The 20,654-nt window shown below is 72.6% G+C and carries 17 protein-coding genes, 1 tRNA gene and 1 pseudogene; 7 read left to right on the forward strand and 12 right to left on the reverse strand.

Features of this window, described 5'->3' with window-relative positions:
• Positions 1-2: 2 nt before the first annotated feature.
• The 6 genes from ACNAVT_RS00885 to ACNAVT_RS00910 form a co-directional block, all read right to left on the reverse strand.
• Positions 3-1,448, reverse strand: coding sequence for a magnesium chelatase (locus tag ACNAVT_RS00885; protein WP_416291842.1), 1,446 nt, complete (start codon positions 1,446-1,448; stop codon positions 3-5).
• 92 nt (positions 1,449-1,540) lie between these two features.
• A complete protein-coding gene (locus ACNAVT_RS00890; RefSeq protein WP_416291844.1) occupies positions 1,541-2,590 on the reverse strand; it encodes a hypothetical protein in 1,050 nt (349 codons plus the stop codon).
• A gap of 74 nt (positions 2,591-2,664) precedes the next feature.
• On the reverse strand, positions 2,665-3,315 hold the full coding sequence (locus ACNAVT_RS00895) for a response regulator (RefSeq protein WP_416291845.1): 651 nt from the start codon (positions 3,313-3,315) through the stop codon (positions 2,665-2,667).
• Positions 3,312-4,604 (reverse strand): sensor histidine kinase, encoded by a 1,293-nt coding sequence (locus tag ACNAVT_RS00900; RefSeq protein ID WP_416291847.1) that lies wholly within the window; start codon positions 4,602-4,604, stop codon positions 3,312-3,314. Before ACNAVT_RS00900 ends, ACNAVT_RS00895 begins: the two co-directional genes overlap by 4 nt.
• A 197-nt stretch (positions 4,605-4,801) precedes the next feature.
• Positions 4,802-5,299 (reverse strand): hemerythrin domain-containing protein, encoded by a 498-nt coding sequence (locus ACNAVT_RS00905; RefSeq protein WP_416291849.1) that lies wholly within the window; start codon positions 5,297-5,299, stop codon positions 4,802-4,804.
• A complete protein-coding gene (locus ACNAVT_RS00910) occupies positions 5,292-6,272 on the reverse strand; it encodes an aldo/keto reductase (RefSeq protein ID WP_416291851.1) in 981 nt (326 codons plus the stop codon). The genes ACNAVT_RS00905 and ACNAVT_RS00910 overlap by 8 nt, the downstream gene beginning before the upstream one ends.
• A gap of 162 nt (positions 6,273-6,434) precedes the next feature.
• Here ACNAVT_RS00910 and mgrA point away from each other — a divergent pair, with 162 nt between their 5' ends.
• The 3 genes from mgrA (at position 6,435) to ACNAVT_RS00925 (ending at position 11,154) form a co-directional block, all read left to right on the forward strand.
• Positions 6,435-7,424, forward strand: coding sequence for an L-glyceraldehyde 3-phosphate reductase (mgrA, locus tag ACNAVT_RS00915; RefSeq protein ID WP_416291852.1), 990 nt, complete (start codon positions 6,435-6,437; stop codon positions 7,422-7,424).
• A gap of 232 nt (positions 7,425-7,656) precedes the next feature.
• On the forward strand, positions 7,657-9,756 hold the full coding sequence (locus tag ACNAVT_RS00920) for a DUF4153 domain-containing protein (RefSeq protein ID WP_416291854.1): 2,100 nt from the start codon (positions 7,657-7,659) through the stop codon (positions 9,754-9,756).
• Between the two features lie 237 nt (positions 9,757-9,993).
• Positions 9,994-11,154 (forward strand): FUSC family protein, encoded by a 1,161-nt coding sequence (locus ACNAVT_RS00925; protein WP_416291856.1) that lies wholly within the window; start codon positions 9,994-9,996, stop codon positions 11,152-11,154.
• Positions 11,155-11,174: 20 nt separating this feature from the next.
• On the opposite strand, the gene ACNAVT_RS00930 is transcribed toward ACNAVT_RS00925, so the two are convergent.
• Genes ACNAVT_RS00930 through ACNAVT_RS00940 form a run of 3 tightly spaced genes read right to left on the reverse strand, consistent with a single transcriptional unit; the run spans position 11,175 to position 14,622 of the window.
• Entirely contained in the window at positions 11,175-13,433 is a 2,259-nt protein-coding gene (locus ACNAVT_RS00930) for an FtsX-like permease family protein (RefSeq protein WP_416291858.1), read from the reverse strand.
• The gene (locus ACNAVT_RS00935; protein ID WP_416291860.1) at positions 13,430-14,101 is read right to left on the reverse strand and encodes an ABC transporter ATP-binding protein; all 672 of its coding nucleotides are present in this window, start codon (positions 14,099-14,101) and stop codon (positions 13,430-13,432) included. Before ACNAVT_RS00935 ends, ACNAVT_RS00930 begins: the two co-directional genes overlap by 4 nt.
• Positions 14,098-14,622: a PadR family transcriptional regulator gene (locus ACNAVT_RS00940; RefSeq protein WP_416291862.1), complete on the reverse strand. Its 525-nt coding sequence runs from the start codon at positions 14,620-14,622 to the stop codon at positions 14,098-14,100. The genes ACNAVT_RS00935 and ACNAVT_RS00940 overlap by 4 nt, the downstream gene beginning before the upstream one ends.
• 197 nt (positions 14,623-14,819) lie before the next feature.
• On the opposite strand from ACNAVT_RS00940, the pseudogene ACNAVT_RS00945 reads away from it, so the two are divergent.
• A pseudogene (locus ACNAVT_RS00945) lies at positions 14,820-15,844 on the forward strand (nitronate monooxygenase).
• A gap of 142 nt (positions 15,845-15,986) precedes the next feature.
• Positions 15,987-16,490 carry a hypothetical protein gene (locus ACNAVT_RS00950; protein WP_416291864.1) on the forward strand — a complete coding sequence of 168 codons (504 nt, stop codon included), beginning with the start codon at positions 15,987-15,989 and terminating at the stop codon, positions 16,488-16,490.
• 275 nt (positions 16,491-16,765) lie between these two features.
• On the opposite strand, the gene ACNAVT_RS00955 is transcribed toward ACNAVT_RS00950, so the two are convergent.
• The 3 genes from ACNAVT_RS00955 to ACNAVT_RS00965 form a co-directional block, all read right to left on the reverse strand.
• A complete protein-coding gene (locus tag ACNAVT_RS00955; protein WP_416291866.1) occupies positions 16,766-17,038 on the reverse strand; it encodes a hypothetical protein in 273 nt (90 codons plus the stop codon).
• Positions 17,039-17,212: 174 nt separating this feature from the next.
• Positions 17,213-17,285 (reverse strand) — tRNA-Ala (locus ACNAVT_RS00960).
• Between the two features lie 91 nt (positions 17,286-17,376).
• A complete protein-coding gene (locus ACNAVT_RS00965; RefSeq protein WP_416292810.1) occupies positions 17,377-17,967 on the reverse strand; it encodes a YqgE/AlgH family protein in 591 nt (196 codons plus the stop codon).
• A gap of 152 nt (positions 17,968-18,119) precedes the next feature.
• Between ACNAVT_RS00965 and ACNAVT_RS00970 the strand changes: the two genes are divergently transcribed.
• A complete protein-coding gene (locus ACNAVT_RS00970; protein WP_416291868.1) occupies positions 18,120-18,923 on the forward strand; it encodes an S-methyl-5'-thioadenosine phosphorylase in 804 nt (267 codons plus the stop codon).
• A gap of 135 nt (positions 18,924-19,058) precedes the next feature.
• Positions 19,059-20,654, forward strand: a complete 1,596-nt coding sequence (mdlC, locus tag ACNAVT_RS00975; protein ID WP_416291870.1) for a benzoylformate decarboxylase — start codon at positions 19,059-19,061, stop codon at positions 20,652-20,654.

Consider the following 20,654-nt stretch of genomic DNA (forward strand, 5'->3'; position numbering starts at 1 on the left):
GGTCAGCCCCGACCGCCATAGACCGTGCGCCCCGAATCGGTGACGTCCTTGCCCAGCCGGCGGGTCAGGTGCAGCCCCTCCAGGACGAACTCGACCCCGGCGGCGGCCTCCTCCGGGCTCGGCGCGTCGCCCAGCCCGAGCCGGTCGAGCACCTTGGCCAGCCCGGGCAGGGTGCCGACCTGACCCAGCAGCTCGGCCGACGAGACCAGCTCCCCGGTCTCGATCACCCCGCCCTCGGCGACCAGCGCGGTGAACCCGGACAGGTCCAGCCCGGCCAACCGGGCCCGGAACGTCTCGGCGGTGGCGGTACGCAGCAGGTGGGCCAGGATCTCGATCTCCCGCCCCTCCTCACCGCTCTCGAACTCCACCTTCCCGCGCAACGTCGAGGTCACCGACACCGCGTCCCCCACCCGCGCGACCGCGGCCTCGCCAGGGGCGGCAGCGGAGGCGGCGAGCAGGCCGCAGCGGCGCAGCGCGGCCGCCGCGACGGTCTCCGCGGCGGCGATGGCGAACCGGGCGGAGACGCCGGAGCGGGCGTCCACCGACGGCGACTCACGGACCGCGCGGGCGAACCGGGCCAGCACCTCCAGCACGTGCTCCGGGACCTGCGCGACCAGGTCGGCCTCCTGCCGGATCAGGGCCAGCTCCAGCTCCAGGTCGACCGGATAGTGGGTGCGGATCTCGGCTCCGAAGCGGTCCTTCAGCGGGGTGATGATCCGGCCCCGGTTGGTGTAGTCCTCCGGGTTGGCGCTGGCCACCAGGAGCAGGTCGAGCGGGAGCCGCAGCTGGTAACCGCGGACCTGGATGTCCCGCTCCTCCAGCACGTTCAGCAGCGCCACCTGGATCCGTTCGGCCAGGTCGGGCAGCTCGTTGACGGCGAAGATGCCCCGGTTGGTCCGGGGCACGAGTCCGAAGTGAATCGTCTCCGGGTCGCCGAGGGTACGCCCCTGGGCGATCCGGATCGGGTCCACGTCGCCGATCAGGTCGCCGACGCTGGTGTCCGGGGTGGCCAGCTTCTCGCCGTACCGCATCGAACGGTGCAGCCAGCCGATCGGCAGCTCGTCGCCGCGCTCGGCGACCAGGGCACGCGACGCCGGGGTGAGCGGGTGCATCGGATGCTCGTTGAGCACCGAACCCGGGATGACCGGGGTCCACTCGTCGAGCAACGCGCCGAGCGAGCGGATCAGCCGGGTCTTGCCCTGGCCCCGCTCGCCGAGCAGCACCATGTCGTGGCCGGCGAGCAGGGCCCGCTCGACCTCCGGCAGCACCGTGTCCTCGTAGCCCACGATGCCGGGGAAGCGGTCCGCGCCGGAGCGCATCCGGGCGAGGAGGTTGGCCCGGATCTCCTGCTTGACCGTGCGGTAGTGGTGCCCGGACGCCCGCAGTTCACCGAGCGTGCCGGGCAGGTCGGCGGGCGGGACCGGGGAAACCTGGTGGGGCGCAGTCACCCGGCCAACGGTACTGCGACCGGATGACGTTGCGCCCGTCTTCACCTCCGCCGGGAATCCGGCGCCGATCACCGGCCGGGAACCGGGCCAGGTCAGGGCCGCCGGCAGCGGGCGCAGGCCCCCCGCCGGCGCAGGTTGTACGCGAGGGTCGCCGCACCCAGCGCCGGCCCCCACAGCGGCCAGAACAGCACCGGGAACGTGGCCGAGGTGAGCCCGCCCTCCACGTGCCAGAACTCGGGCGTGACCAGTTCACCGAGGCTGCCGGCGGTCACCGCGACCGCCACCAGGGTGGCCGGGACGACGGCGAGCATCGGCGGCACCCGACGCCCGGCCAGGCCCGGCATCCAACGCGGGAACACCTCGCCCCACCGCTGGACCAGCCCGAGGGTGAGCACCGCGCCGAGCAGGGCGAAGGTGCCGAGCCCGACACCGGCCCAGACCAGGCCGGTCTGGTGCAGCTCCTCGAAGAGGTCCCGGGATATGCCGAGCGGGAAGCCCAGCGCCCAGGCGAGGCGGGTCGCCGCGTAGACGAGCGGGATGGCGGCGGCCGTCCACGCCGCCCAGCGGCCCCACCGCGCGGCGGCCTCCGGTGCGGTCCAGCCGGCCTCGTCGCCGTCCCGGCCGCACGCCGCACAGGCACCCGCGGTACGCCGCTGCCAGGCGAGCACCGCGGCGGCGAGCAGGAGGCCCGCGGCCAGGGCGGAGAACTTGGCGGCCAGCGTCCAGTCGAAGATCTGGGCGTAGTCGACCGGCGGCCAGCCGAACGGCGCGCCGATGACCAACATGGGCAGGTAACCGAGGATCATCAGCACCCGCACGTCCGGCACGACCACGGCCAGCGCGACGGCCACCACCCACCCGTAGCCGAGCAGCAGGCCCCGCAGCGGCCGGGGCGGGCGGGCGGTGCCGGCCATGGCGAGCGCGGCGACCGCGGCGCTGAGCAGCACCGCGGCGAAGACCGGTGGCCCGTACCGGACCGGCAGCAACCGCAGCAGGCTCGCCTCGCCGTACGCGTCGTTCGCGCCGAACGGGTAACCGGCGCCGGCGAGCGTCCCGACCAGGGCGAGCCCGCCCCACAACCCGAGCCAACCGGCGGCCAGCGGAGCGGTCCGGCCCGGTCGGCGTATCGATGTCGTCGTCATGACTCCACCCTCGGCCGGCCGAGCCTCGGCGCCCTCCCGTGCCGAGGGGAACCCGCTCCCCTGGCCGAGGGAACTCAGCCGGTCGGCACCACGAAACCCGACTCGTACGCGGCGATCACCGCCTGGGTCCGGTCGCGCACGCCCAGCTTGGCCAGCACGTTGCCGACGTGCGTCTTCACCGTCTCCACCCCGACCACCAGCCGGTCGGCGATCTCGGTGTTGGACAGCCCGGTGGCCATCAGCCGCAGCACCTCGGCCTCCCGCTCGGTGAGCCGCGCCGACCGCAGCCCGTCCCCGCCCCGGCCCCCGTACGCCCCCACGAGCTGCCGGATCGCCGACGGGAAGAGCAGCGACTCGCCGGCCGCCACCACCCGGATCGCCTCCACCACCTCGTGCGGGCGGGCCCGCTTCAGCAGGAAGCCGCTGGCTCCGGCGCGCAACGCGTCGTAGACGTACTCGTCGTTGGCGAAGGTGGTGATCACCAGGACCCGGGGCGGGTCGGCGGAGGCGGCGAGCAGCCGCCGGGTCGCCTGGATGCCGTCGATCGCGGGCATCCGGACGTCCATCAGCACCACCCGGGGGCGCAGCTTCGCCACCAGCGGCGGCACCTCCGCGCCGTCGGCGGCCTCGCCGACCACCCGCAGGTCCGGCTGGGCGTCGATGATCGCCCGCAGCCCGAGCCGGATCAGCTCGTCGTCGTCGACGATCAACACGTCGATGCTCACCCGGTCTCCCCTCCCGGCAGCGGCAACGACGCCCGGACCCGCCACCGCTCACCTTCCGGGCCGGCGGTGAGCCGCCCGCCCAGCAGCAGCACCCGTTCCCGCATACCGGCCAGCCCGCGTCCGCCGCGACCCTGCCGCGGCGCGGCATGCAGGTCGTTGACCAGCTCGATCTCCAACCGGCGGCAGCTCCGGCCCGGCGCGTCCACGCCACGACCTGGATCCGTCGTCAGGGGCACCTCCAGGCGCAGCGTCACCGGGCCCCGGCCGTGCCGGGCCGCGTTGGTCAGCCCCTCCTGCACGATCCGGTAGCCCTCCCGGGAGACCGCCGCGGGCAACTCCCCCACCGCCCCGCTGACCCGCAACTCCACCGGCAGGCCGGTGGCCCGGGTGTCGGCGACCAGCCGGTCCAGCCGATCCAGCGTGGGCTGGGGCGCCGGGCGGACGCGGGGGCGACCGTCCTCGGTCTCCCGCAGCAGCCCGAGCACGTGGTCCAGGTCGTCCATCGCGTGCCGGCTGGTCTCCTCGATGGCGCGCAGCGCGCGCCGGGTGAACTCCGGGTCGACGTCGAGCACCTCGCGGGCGGCGCCGGCCTGGAGAGTGGCCACGGTCAGCGCGTGCCCGACCGAGTCGTGCAGCTCGCGGGCCAGCCGGTTCCGCTCGGCCAGCCGGGCGGTCCGGGCCTCCAGCGCGGCGATCCGCTCGCCCTGGGAGGGGCCGAGCAGCACCGGCGCCATCGACGCGGCGAGCGCGCCCAGCCCGGCCACCGCGTAGCCGAGCCCGACCAGCATCACCACCCCGGTCAACGTCGCCCCGACCGGGTTCGCGATCGGCGTTCCGAACCCGTCGTCGGGGAGCGAATTCGTGTCGAGGCCGAACGGCCCGGCGAGGAAGACCAGTGCCATCGGGAGGGCACTGATCGCGGCGAACAGCACCAGACCGCCGCTGAGCAGGTGCAGGGCGATCCAGAGCGCGGCGCGCAGCCGGGTCTCCCGGTCGATCCGGTGACCCACCGCCGGCTCGGGCAGGTCGACCGCGAGCAGCGCCCGGGCGGCGGCGATCTCCAGGGCCCGGCTGCCGGCGAGGAACACCGGCACCGCCGCGAGCACCACGGCCACCAGCAGCAGCCCGAAGACCACCGTCCGGGGTACGGTGTCGAGGGCCAGCATCTGGGCGAAGGTCGCCGCGAGCAGCGCGTACGGCAGCGCGAGCACCCCGCCGAGCAGCAGGAACACGGCACGCCGCCAGGTGCTCCCGCGCACCAGCGGCCCCACCACCGCCGCGAGCCTCATCCGCTCATTCTCGCGCCTGCCCACCGCGACCGACTCCCCCGCACCGGGGAGATCGTGTCCGCCCTCGCCGTGGCGATCGACGACCTGTCCGTCGCCTACGGTTCCTCACCCGTCCTGGGCAGCCTCCACCTGTCCGTCCCAGCGGAATCCGGCTGCCCTGGCCGGCGCGCCGGTGGGCCGCCCACGGTCGGGGCAGCTCAGCGGTGTTGCCGCACGTACTTCTCCGGGTCCTTGTCCAGAAACGGCAGGTTGCGGCCGTTCTTGTGCTCGCCGTAGAACGTCAGCCAGCGTGCCCCCAGCTCGGCGCGCAGCTCGACGCCGGCGTGCCGGCGGAAGTCGGGCAGCGCCTCGTCCTCCTCCTCGGCCAGGTGCTCGCTGTTCTCCCGGCGGGCCCGCCACACCGCCGCCCACCAGGCGTCCGAGCCGACCTCGTGGCGCTTCGACTCGGCGATCGCGTCGCGGATCTTGTTGTGGTCGCCGATGGCGTCCTCGGTCTCCTCCTCGCCGTCGTCGCCGTGGCGCACCAGGTGCGGGTAGAGGATCGCCTCCTCCGCCTCGGCGTGGATGTCCAGGTGCAGGGCGAGCGCCTCCCAGACGGCCAGCATCTCGGCCGGGTCGCGGGCGTCGTCGAGCCGGGCGAAGCCCCGCCGGAAGGCGGCGTGGTCGTCCAGGATCAGCGCGGTGATGTCATCCATTTCGGGCCTTCCCGAATCGGGCACGGATCAGCTTGGGTACGGCGGGCAGCCCGGTGACCGGCCGGAACTGGCGGGCGGCGGTGACCAGCGCGGCGTACTCGTCGTCGCCCAGGTCGATCTCGGCGGCGGCGGCGTTGCGTTCCATCTGCTCCACGCCGGAGGCGCCGGGGATGGCCACCACGTTCGGGTGGCGCAGCACGTACGCCAGGGCGATCTGGCTGGGGGTGGCGTCGTGTGCGTCGGCCACCTCGCGCAGGGTGGCGATCAGCGCGGCGCCGCGTTCCAGGTTCTCCGGCAGGAAGTACGGATTGGCCCGACGGACCGCTCCGCTCGGCGGGTGCTTCGCGTCGTACCGCCCGGAGAGGAAGCCCTGCGCGAGCGGGCTGTACGCGATGACGATCCGGCCGGCCAGCCCCGCGTACGGGATCAGGTCCTCCTCGGGGCCGCGGTCGATCATGCTGTAGCGGATCTGGTTGCTCAACACCCGGCGACCGAGCGCGGCCTCGGCGACCTGCCAGCGGCGCAGGTTGTAGTTGCTGACCCCGACCTCGCCGACCAGCCCGACGTCCTGCAGGCCGCGCATGCCCCGCATGGTGGTGGCGTCGGCGACCACGGGGTTGGGCTGGTGCACCTGGTAGAGGTCGATGGTGGTGACGCCGAGCCGGGCGGCGGAGGCGACCGCGCGCTGCTGCACGACCGCGGCGACCGGCAGCACCGGAAAGATCTTGCTGGCCACCACGACCCGGCTCCGGTCGTCGCCGAGGGCGGCGCCGAGGATCCGCTCGCTGCGACCGAAGCCGTACAGCTCGGCGGTGTCGAAGAGGGTGACGCCGAGATCGAGCGCCCACCGGACGATGTCCGTCGCCCGGCGCTCGTAGTCGCGGCCGTAACCCCACTCCTTCGACCCGAACTGCCAGGTGCCGAGGCCGATCTTGGAAATGGGCTTCGGGGTGTCCAGCCGCACGACGCGCATGGCCTCGAAGCTACCCCGCGTGACGGGCCGGCACGCCCGTTCCGGCGACCCGACACAATGGCCCGGCGGAACCCTTATCCCCCCGCCCCCACTACGACCGCTGAACCTCCACCCCACCCCCGCAGGGATGCGGTCGGCCGAATAGGGATTAGGGTCGCTGGCGTGATCTACCTCGCCGCGGATGAGCGTTACGACTCGATGGCCTACCGGCGCAGCGGGCGGAGCGGGCTGCGCCTGCCCGCCGTCTCGCTCGGGCTGTGGCACAACTTCGGGCCGGACCGGCCGCACGAGCGACAGCGCGACATCGTCCGGCGCGCCTTCGATCTCGGGATCACCCACTTCGACCTGGCCAACAACTACGGACCGCCGCCCGGCGCCGCGGAGGAGAACTTCGGCCGGCTGCTCGCCACCGACCTGAAGCCGTACCGGGACGAGCTGGTCATCTCCAGCAAGGCCGGATACCTGATGTGGCCCGGCCCGTACGGCGAGTGGGGTTCCCGCAAGTACCTGATCTCGTCGCTGGACCAGTCGCTGCGCCGGATGGGGCTCGACTACGTCGACATCTTCTACTCGCACCGCTTCGACCCGGACACCCCGCTGGAGGAGACGATGGGCGCGCTGGACGCCGTCGTCCGCTCGGGCAAGGCGCTCTACGTCGGCATCTCCAACTACACCTCCGAGCAGACGGCCCGCGCCGCCGCGATCCTGCGCGACCTCGGCACGCCGTTGCTGATCAACCAGCCGTCGTACTCGATGTTGAACCGCTGGACCGAGCAGGACGGGCTGCTGGAGACGCTGGAGAAGGTCGGGGCGGGCTGCATCGCGTACAGCCCGCTCGCCCAGGGTCTGCTCACCGACCGCTACCTGAACGGAATCCCGGCGGACTCGCGGGTGCGGACCAGCGTCTTCCTCAACGAGAGCGACCTCACCGAGGAGAAGATGGCGACCATCCGCGGCCTCGGCTCCATCGCCGAGCGGCGCGGCCAGTCGCTGGCCCAGCTCGCGTTGGCCTGGGCGCTGCGCGACCCACGGATGACCAGCCTGATCATCGGGGCGAGCAGCGTGGCCCAACTGGAGGGGAACGTGGCCGCGCTGGACAACCTCGACTTCACCGCCGAGGAACTGGCCGAGATCGACCGCCACCTGAGCTGACCCGGCGGCGCTCACGCGGCGGCTCCGGGATCGCCCGCGGTTCTGCCGACCGGGCCGCCGCGCCGGTAGGGACAACCCCGGAACGGCGTTGGCCCTACAGTGACGGCACCCTGTGTTCAAGGAGCGTGCCGTGCCAGAGACGCCACCGGCGCCTGATTCCCCCCGGACCGCCCCGGCGGCCGGACCCACGGATGGCGGAATCCCCGCCGACGTGACGCCATACCTTCTCGTCATGCCCACCGTGGACGGAGCGCCGACCGTGGCGTGGCCCGGCCCGGAGGACCAGCCCGCCTGGGCCATCCCGGTCGCCGTGCCGCCCGGAACCCGCGGCTACGCGCTCTTCGTGCCGCTGGTGCCGGCGGGCGAGGGCCAGCCGGTCCCCGCGCAGCCGTCGGCCGCGCCGCTGGCTGCCTCGCAGCCGGCGGCCCCGCAGGTGGCGGCGCCCGCGCCGGGCGTTCCCGCCCAGGCGACCCCGCCCGCCGTCGAGGTCACCGGCGCGGCGCCAGCCCCGACCGCCCGACCCACCGCCGGCACCCCCGGCACGGCCACCGCCGACACCACCGGCACGGCCGACGGTGGGACCACCGCGCCCAGCGGCGACCCGGCGGCGACGTCGGAGACGACGGCCGACGCAACGGCGACCGACGAGCAACCGGGCACGCCGGCAGCCACCGCCACGGCCCCGCCGGCGGTGGGCGCGATGCCGACGGCTCCCCCGCCCGGCTCCCCTGCCCCGCCGCCGTACCACGCAGCGGGCCCGCCGCCCTGGACGACGTTCCCGCCCCAGCCCGGGGCCGGCTGGGCGCCCCGCCCGCCGACCCCCCGGACGTCGTTCCTCAGCGCGCGCTGGCCTGGGCCGAAGCAGGCCACCGGACGGGCGGTACCGCTCGCGGTCCTGGCCGGCGCCCTCGGCACCGCGTTCTTCGTACCGCTGAGCCGGGTCGGCATCGGCTGGTTCCTCGGCTGGCTCACCCTGACTCTCGGCGTGCTGGTGGCGGTGCGGCGGCGCACCGCCGACCTGCCCCGCACCGAACGCCTGATCCGCGGTGGCTGGGCGGCGGCGGCCCTGGCGCTGCTCGCCGTCCTCGCCTTCCGTAACGCCTGGTGGCTGGTGACGTTCTGCGTTCTCGGCGCGCTGGGCTGCGCGACCCTGGCCATCGTCGGCGGCCGGCTGGTCCGCTCGATCCTGTTCGGCCTGGTCGCGGCGCCGTTCGCGGCCGTCCGCGGCCTGCCCTGGGTACGCCGGCACATCACCGCCTCCCCCAACGCCGGAACGGTTCGCCGGGTCACCGGCTCGGTGGCCGCCACCGTGCTGGTGCTGCTGGTCTTCGGCAGCCTGCTCGCCTCGGCCGACGCGAAGTTCTCCGAGCTGCTCGACACGGCGGTCCCCGAGACCAACGTCGGTACGGTGTTCCGCTGGATCTTCCTGGCGGCCGTCGGTGGGCTGACCGCCGTCGCGGCGGTCTACACCCTGGCCGCCCCGCCCGACCTGTCGACCGTCGACAAGCCGAGCACCCGCCGCCTCGGCCTGCTGGAGTGGGCGCCCGCCATCGGGGCGCTGGCGCTGCTCTTCGCCGGTTTCGTCGTCGTGCAGTTCACCGTGCTCTTCGGCGGCCAGCAGCACGTCCAGAAGGTCGCCGGGCTGAGCTACTCCGAATACGCCCGCAGCGGCTTCTGGCAGCTGCTCTTCGTCACCCTGCTCACCCTGGCCGTGCTCACCGGGGTGAGCCGCTGGGCCAGTCGGGATCTGCCGGTCGAGCGCACCGCGCTGCGGATCCTGCTGGGCCTGCTCAGCGCGCTCAGCGTGGTGATCGTCGTGTCCGCGCTGTCCCGGATGTGGACCTACCAGAAGGTCTACAGCTTCACCGGCGAGCGGATCTTCGTGATGGCGTTCGAGCTGCTGCTCGGGTCGGTCTTCCTGATGATCCTGGCCGCCGGGGTGCGGTGGCGGGGCCGGTGGATCCCGGGCACGACGGTGGCGATGGCCGTGGTGATGCTGCTCAGCCTGGCCGTGCTCAACCCCGAGGACTACGCGGCGCGGCGCAACATCGTCCGGTACGAGCAGACCGGCAAGATCGACGCTTGGTACCTGCGAGCGCTCTCCGCCGACGCCACGCCGGCGCTGACCCAGCTCCCCGACCCGGTACGCCGCTGCACGCTGAGCTGGATCGCCGACGACCTCGACGAGTCCGACCCCTGGTACGCCTGGAACCTCGGCCGGTACCGGGCCCGTCAGGCCCTCGACCGGATCGGCCCGGGCGCGATCGGCGGGCCGAAGGACTGCCGCAAGGCCGATCAGTTCGACCTGCCCAAGACCAGCCGTACGCGGTGATCCGCGGCCAGCCGCGGGCCCGGAAGCCGGACAGGTAACGGTGTACGCGGAGGAACTGGCCGGAGCCGTCGTGAACGTCCCGCGCCCACTGACCGCGACTGCGGTCGGCGGGCGCGGGACCGACCCCGGCCACCTCCCGGGTGGGTCCAGGACTGGCTCATGGCAGGACGACCGGCGTCTGCCGTAATGCGGGCCTGAGCTGGGATTGTTTCCCGCAGGAGCGGGGATGACCCGACCATGGCCTCGCCGGGCACCCGGGACGAGCGGCCGAGCGCCCAGGAGGAGCGCCGCGACCGCTCACTGCCGGTACGGGCCTTTCAGCGCTTCAGAGCCACCCGCTCCGTGGCGGCCATCGCGGTGATCTCTGCCCAGGCCGGGCTCGCCACGGCCGGCGCATGGCTCATCGCCACGGATTTCCTGGGCCGCAACGCGCCCGTCTTCGCGCCCGTCGCCGCTCTCGCCACCATCGCCTCGGCCACCGGCCAACGCACCAGGCAGACCGTGGAACTGCTCATCGGCGTAGGGCTGGGCATCACGGTGGCCGACGTGCTGCTCTATTTCATCGGCACCGGATCGTGGCAGATCGCCGTGGTCGTCTCCAGTTCCATCGCGCTCGGCCTCCTCGTCGCCGGCCGCAGTGGTGCCCTCGTCAGTCAGTCCGGCGCCACCGCCACTCTGTTCGCCACCCTCTCCGGCAGCCAAAAGGCCCTCGAGGTACCCCGCATCCTGGACGCCGCCGTGGGCGCGGCGGTCGGCTTCCTCGCCGTGGCACTGCTGTGGCCCCTCAACCCCCTGCGGGGCATCGACCGCGCCGCCAAACCGTTCTTCGAGACCCTCACCACCGCCATCCACACCGCCGCCCGGGCCCTGGCCACCGGCGACCGGGACCTCGCCGCACAAGCGTTGAACCGCCTCAATTCGTCCGTCACCAGCAACGCCGCGCAACTCAACGAGGCCTTGCGGGCCACCGAGGAAATCGTGACCCTCGCCCCGTGGTGGCGCCACCTACAGAACCGATATCAGCAGTACCGTGCCGCCGCCGACCAGTTCGACGCCTTCATCATCGACGCCCGGGTGCTGATCCGTCGCATAGTCACCCTGCTGGAGTACCACGAACCGGTCCCACCGGCACTGCACCAGGCCATCGAGGCTCTCGGCGACGCCGTGGCCCACCTGCACCGCGACTGCGCCACCGTCCCGGCAGCCGGGCGCGCCCGCAACACGATCCTCGAAGCCGCACGCCGGGCCGGACAGGTCGACGGCCAGCACGCCGGGATGTTCGGCGAGACCGTCGTCCTGCAGATCCGCAGCGCCGCCAGCGACCTGCTACGCGCCACCGGGATCCCCCCCGAGCAGGCCAACAAGCAGGTCCGCGACGCCGCCACCGCCAAGACGTGAACCCGCACGCCGGCGGGGGCTCACTCGTTCCTGGCCGTCTCGGGGCCGGTGATCCGGCCCAGCAGCGGCAGCGTCAAGGCGATGATTCCCAACGACACCGCCAGCCCACCGGCGACCATGAGGTAGAACGGCAGGTGCGGCGGCAGCAGTGTGTAGCCCAGCTGCGCCCGCAGGAACAGATGCGCGGCCAGGAAGCCCATCCCGATCGCCACCGCCGCGACGAGCAGCAGCGGTACGACGGTCTCCAGCGCGACCACCCGGCGCAGCGTACGCAGCTGCATCCCGGTCAGGCGCAGCATGCTGAACGGCCGCTTCCGGTCGCTGAGCCCGCCGGCCACGCTGACGGCCAGGCTGCAGCCGGCGATCGGCAGGCTGGCCAGCATGATCACGTTGGCCAGCTGCTGGAACTGGTTCATCTGCCGGGCGGATTTCGACTTCCACTCGCCGATGCTCGCCGGGAAGCGTCCCTGCGGGAACGCGTTGATCAGCATCGTCCGGGCCTGCTCGAACGCGGAGCGGCTGGTCGTGTTGACGACCACCGAACGGATGGGCTGCCGGTCCACGTCCGCGGGGGCGATGTCGGCGGCAGACCAGACGTAGTTGTCGCTGGTCAGGTCCCACGCATGCATGCCGATGAGGTCGTCGGGCACGGCCACGACCTGTGCGCCGGCGGGGCAGCTGCCGAACACGGCCAATCGGTCCAGCTCGGCGCACGTGATGACGCCGGGCCACCACGCCCGATTGGCGGCGGATACGGAATCCGTCGGCTTCCGCACAAAGTCGACCGGTGGGTGGTCGACTGGATTGGCGTGGACCACGGTCACGCTGCGTACCCCGGGGATCGTGCTGAGCCCGGCCGGAATCTGGTCCGCGGCCGGCGCCGGCCCTTCCTCGGGCATGAACGCCTTGGCCAGTGAGGTGGCCTCCACCATGTCGGGGTGCGGCGCGCCGCGGTTGGCGACGAAGGTGGTGATCGTGCCGGTCGCCACGCTGGTCACGAACAGCGCCACGATCAGCCCGCTGACCGACCGGAAGCCGGCCTGCGGGTTGTCCGCGAGCCGCCGCCCGGCGATGAGCGTGGCGGGTCGACTGGCACGCCCGGCCAGCACCCTGGCACCGACCATGGTCAGCCACGGCCCGGCCAGCACGAGCCCGATCATGATCAGCACAAACCCGGAGAGGTACGCGGTGATCTGGCCGTTGACGGTCGGCGGACGCCGGCCGATGAAGTACGCCATCTCGGCGAGCCCGGCGACCAGCGGGACCAGCCGCCAGACGCGCGGCGGTTTCGGGGTGACCTGTCGGCTCACGCCCAGCGGCGAGATCTGCACCCGGCGCAGCGCCAGCCAGGAGGCCACGACCGCGCCGAGTGGGATGGCGAGCGCGACCGCCAGGACGTTGACGATCGTGAGCGACAGGTCGCCGGGGAAGAACGGTTCGCCGGTGAACGGGATGGCGGCGAGTCCCGGCCGGGCGGCGAAGAACAGGCCGAACCCGACGGCGGTGCCCACCGAGGCGGCGAGGGGCGACTCCACGGCCGAGATGCGGGAGATCTGCCGTGGGGTGGCGCCGACCAGCCGCATCGCGGCGAAGCGCTGCTCCCGGCGGGTGGCGGCCAACCGGGTCGCGGTGCCGATGAAGATGAGCACCGGGAAGAGCAGCGCGGCGGCGACGATGGACAGCACGAGCGTGATGCCGTCGTGGTTGATCCCGACATAGCAGCCGTGGCTGCAGTCGCTCGGCGAGAGGGTCATGATCTGGGGGACCTTCCGGGCCCCGAGCGGCTCCAGCTCTGCCGGGGTGCGGCCGATGACGATCAGCAGCGATTCGGGCGAGGGCAGCGCCGCCGAGCCGATCGTGCCGATCTCGTGGCCGGGGAAGCGGTCGCCGAGTTCCGCGGCCGGGGTGGTCCGCAGCAGCTCGCCGAGGGCGGGCGAGACGTAGTATTCGCCCGGCCCGGGCAGGTGCGCGATGCCCGGTGGTACGGGCGCGTCCGGGCCCGCCACCGCGACCTCGACCCGGCCGATGGACCGGCCGTGGTAATAGTCCTCCCGCAGCAGCCACCACAGCTGGCCGGCCGACGCCTCGGGGGAGTCCGCCGGGACGGTGGCGGTGTTGAGCCAGCCGTACCGCTGGTTCTGCGCGCCGACCGCGTTCATGCCGGCGACCGTGGTCAGGAGCATGCCGACGCCGAGCGCCACCGCGGCGGCGATGATGACGAGCCGGGTGGCGGCCTCCCGCCCTCCGGCCAGCGACAGCCGCAAACCGAATCGGATCATGAGAGCACCAACGCGTTCACCTTGCCGTCGCGCACGATGACCTGCCGGTCGGCGTACGCGGCGACGCGGGCTTCGTGGGTGACGAGCACGACGGTCGTGCCCTCCTCGCGGGCCGAGGCGACCAGCAGGTCCATGACCTGCTCGCCGGTGAACGAGTCGAGCGCCCCGGTCGGCTCGTCGGCGAAGAGCGCCCCGGGCCGGGCGACCAGGCCACGGGCCAACGCGACCCGTTGCGCCTGACCGCCGGAGAGCTCGCCCGAGCGGCGGCGCTCCAGCCCGTCCAGGCCGAGCCGCTCGAACCAGGGCCGCGCCTGCTTCAGCGCGGCGGCGCGCTTGACGCCGCCGAGCAGCAGCGGCAGCGCGACGTTCTCCTCCGCGGTCAGCTCCGGCACGAGCTGCCCGAACTGGAACACGAACCCGAACTGGTCGCGGCGCAGCATGCTGCGCTCGTGCTCACTCAGCGTGTCGATCCGGCGGCCGTCGAAGTGGATCTCCCCCGCATCGGGGACCAGGATCCCGGCCAGGCAGTGCAGCAGGGTCGACTTGCCCGACCCGCTCGGGCCCATGATGGCGACGATCTCGCCCGGGGCCACCGAGACGCTGGCGCCCCGCAGCGCCGGGGTCTCGCCGAAGGACAGGTGGACGTCGCGCGCCTCAACGGCCTTCATTTGCGTACCACCTTCCGAAGGGCGTCCAGCCGGGCGATCGTGGTGTCGATCCAGTGCAGGTCGGCGTCCAGGTGGAACAGGCCGTGGTCGGCCAGCATGGTGTCGACCAGGTCGCCGCTGCGCCGCAGGTCGGTGAGCTCCTTCATCCGCCGCAGATGGGTGGCGCGCTGCATGTCGAGGTATTCCTCGGCGGGGCGGTCGAGCATGAGGGCCAGCACGACCTTGGTGAACAGCACGCTCTGCAGGTTGGGCTCGGCCTCGACCGGCTCGGTCAGCCACGACTCGAACTCGGTCGCGCCCCGTTCGGTGATGACGTAGCGCTTGCGCTCGGGGCCGACGCCCGGCTCGACCTCGCCGACCACGATCTTTCCGTCGCGGGTGAGTCGGCCGAGGGTCGCGTAGACCTGGCCGAACGGCAGCGACTTGCCCCGGCTGAAGAAGGAGTCGTAGTCGCGCTTGAGGTCGTAGCCGTGGCTCGGCTCACGTTCGAGCAGGCCGAGGAGGGTCATGGGAACGCTCATGCCGAGACCATACACTGAGGGTATACCCCGCGTATATATCCCGAGAGAATATGAGTGCGGCCATGGCCGTGACGGCTGGCCGCGCCAGGTCACCCCGTGCATCGTGATCGCGTGGTCGGACCGACGGCGTGCATATGCTGCCCTGGGGGTGTGTGATGCGACTTTCTTCTCTCGGGGCGCCGATCGTGCAGGCGCCGATGGCCGGGGGTCCGTCGACACCGACCCTCGCCGCCGCGGTCAGCAACGCGGGTGGCCTGGGCTTCCTCGCCGCCGGCTACAAGAACCCGACCAGGTCAAGGCGGAACTGGAGAGCATCAGCACCCTCACCGACCACCCGTACGGGGTCAACGTCTTCGTCCCCACGCCTCCGGCGGCGACGCAGCGGCAGATCGATGAGTACGCGGGGCGGATGGCCCGGGAAGCCAGCCGCTGGGGCATCGAACCAGGGACACCACGACACGACGACGACTGGTGGACGGAGAAGATCGACCTGCTACTGGCCCGGCCGGTGCCGGTGGTGTCCTTCGCCTTCGGGCTGCCCGAGCGGAATGCGATCGGCGCACTCCACGACGTCGGCAGCACGGTCATCGTCACCGTGACCCGCCCCGAAGAGGCCGCTGCCGCCGCCGAGCACGGCGTGGACGCCCTCGTCGTGCAAGGAATCGAGGCCGGCGGCCACCGCGGCGGGTTCGCCGACGACGGCCACGACGACTTCGGTCTACTCGTACTGCTGCGGCTGGTCGCAGCACAGACAGACCGCCCCCTGATCGCCGCCGGTGGCGTCATCGACGGCCGGTCACTGGCCGCGGTCCTGGCAGCGGGTGCGGTGGCGGCGCAGATGGGCACCGCGTTCCTGCGCTGCCCGGAGGCGGGCACCAGTGCAGCCCATCGGCGAGCGCTCGGACAGCCGGGCCGCACGGTCCTCACCCGCGCCTTCACCGGCCGAACCGCTCGCGGTCTCCACAACCGTTTCCACGCCGACCACGGAGCGTTCGCGCCGTACGCCTACCCCGAACTCCATCACCTCACCACGCCGATCCGCGCGGCGGCGAGGAAGGCCGACGACCTCGACTCGATCAACCTCTGGGCAGGCCAAGGCTTCCCCCTCACCGCGGAACGGCCCGCTGCGGACATCGTCCGCGACGTGACAGCCGCCGCCGCAACTGCCGCCGGCGACCTCGCACGAACGCTCAACCGCGCCCCGCAGGCCCGCAGCCGCTGAGCGGCGACAGCTTGAAACGCTCTTGAACATCGATCGATGACCATCGCTTGCTTCTAGTCATAGACATCGATGCGTGGTAGAAATTTCACGGGCCGGCCTCCGCTTCGCAAACATCTACCCCTGCTGCGAATCAGGAGACGCCATGTCAACGACCCGTAGTGCCCTGCGCCGCCGCATGCTCACCCTGCTCCTCGCGGGCGTCGCGGCGATCGTCACCGCCCTCGGTTTCAGCACCCCCGCCTTCGCGATCACCCACAGCAGCGCCACCTCCCAACTGAGCGCCGCCGGCATCGGCTGGGTTTCCAGCGGCAACTGCAGCAACCGCAACAACCCGACGTGCACCTCGTTCGAGGGCATCCGGCAGGCCACGATCAGCGGCATCATCACCTTCAAGCGGGCCAGCGGTTGCGCCATCACCATCACCGGCGGCACGGAAACCGGGCACGCCGGCGGAACGTACAGCCACTGGAACGGCTACAAGGTGGACATCGCCAAGACGACCTGCGTCTACAACTGGATCACCAGCGCTTATACCTACGTGGGTTACATATCCGGCTGGGGTTACCAGTGGCGAGCCCCGTCGGGCAACCTCTACACCGACGAGGGCAACCACTGGGACATCCTCTACTACACCTGCGGCTGCTGACGCCTGAGCGAGGCGACGCCCTGGCGAGGGGTTCGTCCCTCACCAGGGCGTACCGCACGGGTCGAGCCGAGGGAACTCGAACCCCGACCGCCCACCTGCCCCGGATCGGGTCAGGCACCGGCGGGGACCGCGACACCGAGACTGAGACTGAGCGTGGTGCCCGTCGGGCGAGCGGACAGAAGTCCGCACCCAGGTTAATTGCCGCTGGCCTGCTCGTTCTTTGTCCGCTCCGGCGCTATCGCGCACACCGTTGGGCGAGGCTTCAGCGGTTCCCGTCAGTGGGTGCCGGTGATGAGCCGTTCACGGTTGAGGGTGCCCGACAGGATCCGCCAGCCGAACCCGTCGAGGATCAGCAGTACGGCGGCACACCCGACGGCGAGCCCGATCGTCCCGTGGATCACGTCGAACGCGACGAGCGACGTGACCACGACCATCGGGATGCTCGCGAGCGTGCCGAGCTGCTGCGCGACCCGGATGTCGCTCACCCGTGCCGAGATGCCGATGCCGAGCCAGATCGACCAGGCGGCCAGCAGCGGAGTGAAGGCCACCTGAGCCAGGATGCGCGGTGACCAGTTAAGGCTCGGTCGGCGACACCGAAGCGGCGTGGGCGATGAACGCGCGCAAGGGCGGGTCCGTGGGCGGTGAATACGGCCCGAGCACACTAGAAACGACAAAAGCCCTGGTGGGGGTTTGAATCCCTCACCAGGGCTTTTGTGCTTGGGTGGAGCCGAGGGGACTCGAACCCCTGACCCCCACACTGCCAGTGTGGTGCGCTACCAGCTGCGCCACGGCCCCTTGCTGTCGTCCCCGGTCGCCCCGGGCACGGAGAGAACTATACACACGCCGGTTGGCATGGTCATCTCGTGGGGGTACCCCCGCCGCGGGATCAGTTCAGGGCCACGTCCGGCGGGAAGTGGGCGACCGCGGCCATCATGCCGCCCTGCCGGCGCAGCACCATCGGCCAGAGATCGTCCGGCCGATCGACGAAGGCGTCCCCGGGTAGGGCGTCGAGGACGAACCAGGAGCCCTGCTCGATCTCCTCCTCCAGCTGGCCGGCGCCCCAGCCGGAGTAGCCGGCGAAGACCCGGATCCCGCCGACGGCTTCCCGCAACCGCTCCGGGTCGACGGAGAGGTCGATGGTGCCCACCGCACCGGCGACCCGGTGGAAGCCCTTCACCGGCTTGATCGGGTGGCGCATCCGGGCCAGGCAGATGGCCGACTCGGGCTGCACCGGGCCGCCCTCGAAAAGCACCGCGGGGTATCGGGCCAGGTCGCTCCAGTCGCCCAGGACGTCGGCGACCGGCACCTCGGTGGCGCGGTTCAGCACCACACCGAGCGCGCCGCCGGGCTCGTGGGCGACCAGCAGCACGACCGTACGGTCGAAGTTCGGGTCCTTCAACGCGGGAGTCGCCACCAGCAGCCGCCCGGTCATCGACTCCATGGCTCGGCCACCGATCGCCTGTCCCTCACCCTGCATGTCCGACACCCGTCAGCCGTACGCCCGTGTGGCGAAACCGACGTCGTCGACCATCCGCGCGGTCAACACCATGCCACGCACATTAGCCTGCGGCTCGCCCGCTGGTTAAGGTCTGACCGGCGGGTGATCGCGACAGGATCGAGGGAGGACCGATGGGCCCCACGGCCGAAGTGGCGGTGATCGGCGGGTCGGGCCTCTACGCCCTGCTCGACGGCGCCGCCGAACACGCGCTGGACACGCCGTACGGGCCGCCCTCGGACACGGTCACCATCGCCGAGGTGGGCGGTCGGCAGGTGGCGTTCCTGCCCCGGCACGGACGCGACCACCGCTACCCGCCGCACCTGATCCCGTACCGCGCGAACCTGTGGGCGCTGCGGTCCCTGGGCGTACGCCAGGTGCTCGCCCCCTGCGCGGTCGGCGGGCTGCGGCCCGAGCTGGGTCCCGGCACGTTCGTGGTGCCGGACCAGCTCATCGACCGCACCAGCGGGCGCCCCCAGACCTACTACGACGAGGGCGCGGTGCACGTGCCCTTCGCCGACCCGTACTGCCCGGCGGGGCGACGGACGCTGCTCGACGCGGCGGCCGGGCGCGGTGTGCCGGCGGTGGACGGCGGGACGGTGGTGGTGGTCGAGGGACCGCGCTTCTCCACCCGGGCCGAGTCGCGCTGGTTCGCCGCGATCGGCGGCACGGTGGTCAACATGAGCGCCCACCCGGAGGCGGTGCTCGCTCGCGAGCTCGCCCTCTGCTACACCTCGATCGCGTTGGTCACCGACCTGGACGCGGGCGTCGAGGCCGGCGAATCGGTCACCCAGGAGGAGGTCTTCCGGGTTTTCGCGGAGAACACCGACCGGCTGCGCGGGGTGTTGCTGGACGCGGTCGAGGCCCTGCCCGCCGAGCGGGACTGCCCGTGCGGGCATGCACTCGACGGGATCAAGCTCCCCTTCCCGCTGCCCTGACCGCGGCCTGGCCGGCCCGCCGTCACGAAGCCCGGGAAGCGCCCGAAAAGTCGACTGGCGCCCGATAGATTCGGCTGGTCGGGGAACTGATCACCACGCTGTCTCCGGCACCGCGAAAGACGGAGGCGGTGGGCGATGGCAACGGTCCGCGACACGACGTACGACCTGCTTCGTGACCTGGGCCTGACCACCGTCTTCGGCAACCCCGGCTCCACCGAGGAGCCCTTCCTCCGCGACTTCCCGGCCGACTTCCGCTATGTGCACGCGCTGCAGGAGGCGACGGCCGTGGCAATGGCCGACGGGTACGCCCAGGCCACCGGACGGCCCGCGCACGTCAACCTGCACACCGCCCCGGGCACCGGCAACGGCATGGGCAACCTGGTCACCGCCTGGCACAACAAGACCCCGTTGATCATCAGCGCCGGCCAGCAGGCCCGGGAGATGCTGCTGCTCGAACCCCGGCTGGTGAACCGGCGGGCGGCGGAGCTGACCCAGCCGTACGTCAAGTGGGCCCACGAGCCGGCCCGCGCGCAGGACGTCCCGGCGGCCTTCATGCGGGCGTACGCGATCGCGGTGCAGCCGCCGGCCGGGCCGGTGTTCCTCTCCGTGCCGATGGACGACTGGGACCAGCCCACCGACCCGCCACCGCAGGTGCGCACGGTGGCCGCCCGGTTCGCCCCGGACCCGGACCGGCTGCGCGGCTTCGCCGCCACGCTGGCCGCCAGCCGCGCCCCGGTGCTGGTGCTCGGCGCGGCCGTGGATCGGACCGACGCCTGGCCGGCGGCCGTGGCGCTGGCCGAGCGGCTGGCCGCCCCGGTCTGGGCCGCCCCGGCGCCGGAGCGGGCCGTCTTCCCCGAGGACCACCCGCACTTCCGGGGAGTCCTGCCGTACGCGATCGGTCCGCTCGCCGAGGCGCTGCGCGGATACGACACGGTGCTGGTGGTCGGCGCCCCGGTTTTCCGCTACTACCCGCACGTGCCGGGCGACTACCTGCCCGACGACGCCCGCCTGCTGCACATCACCGACGACCCGGACGAGTCGGCCCGCGCCCCGGTCGGGGAGAGCCTGCTCGGCGACGCCGGGCTTGCCCTGGCGGGCCTGGTGGAGCTGCTGCCGCCCACGGACCGGCCAGCACCACCCATCCGCGCGGAGCCGGAAACGCCCGAGGCCACCAGCCCGCCGAGCGCCGACGCGCTCTTCGCCGCACTGGCCCGACACTGGCCGGCCGACGGGGTGCTGGTGCAGGAGTCACCGTCAAACCTCGCCGCGCTGCGCCGTCGGCTGCGGATCAACCGGCCGCGGTCGTACTTCACCATGGCCAGCGGCGGCCTCGGGTTCGGGCTGCCCGCAGCGGTCGGGATCGCCCTGGCCGAGCGGGACACCGGCCGCGGCCGACCGGTGGTGGCCGTGGTCGGCGACGGCTCCTTCCACTACTCCGTGCAGGCGTTGTGGACCGCCGCCCAGCTGCGCCTGCCGCTCGCCGTCGTGGTCCCGGTCAACCACCAGTACGCCATCCTCAAGGCGTTCGCCGAGCTGAAGCACACCCCTGGGGTGCCCGCGCTCGACCTGCCCGGGCTGGACATCGCCGCGATCGCCCACGGCTACGGCTGCGCGTCCGCCGTGGTGGATCCGCTGGACCAGCTCGGGGAGGCGCTCGACGCGGCGCTGGCCGCCGGCCGGCCGACGGTGCTGCCGGTGCCGATCAGCACCGAACTGCCGCGGCTTTTGTGA

It is taken from the genome of Micromonospora sp. SL4-19 (assembly GCF_047921475.1).
In the GTDB taxonomy this organism is placed as follows: domain Bacteria; phylum Actinomycetota; class Actinomycetes; order Mycobacteriales; family Micromonosporaceae; genus Micromonospora.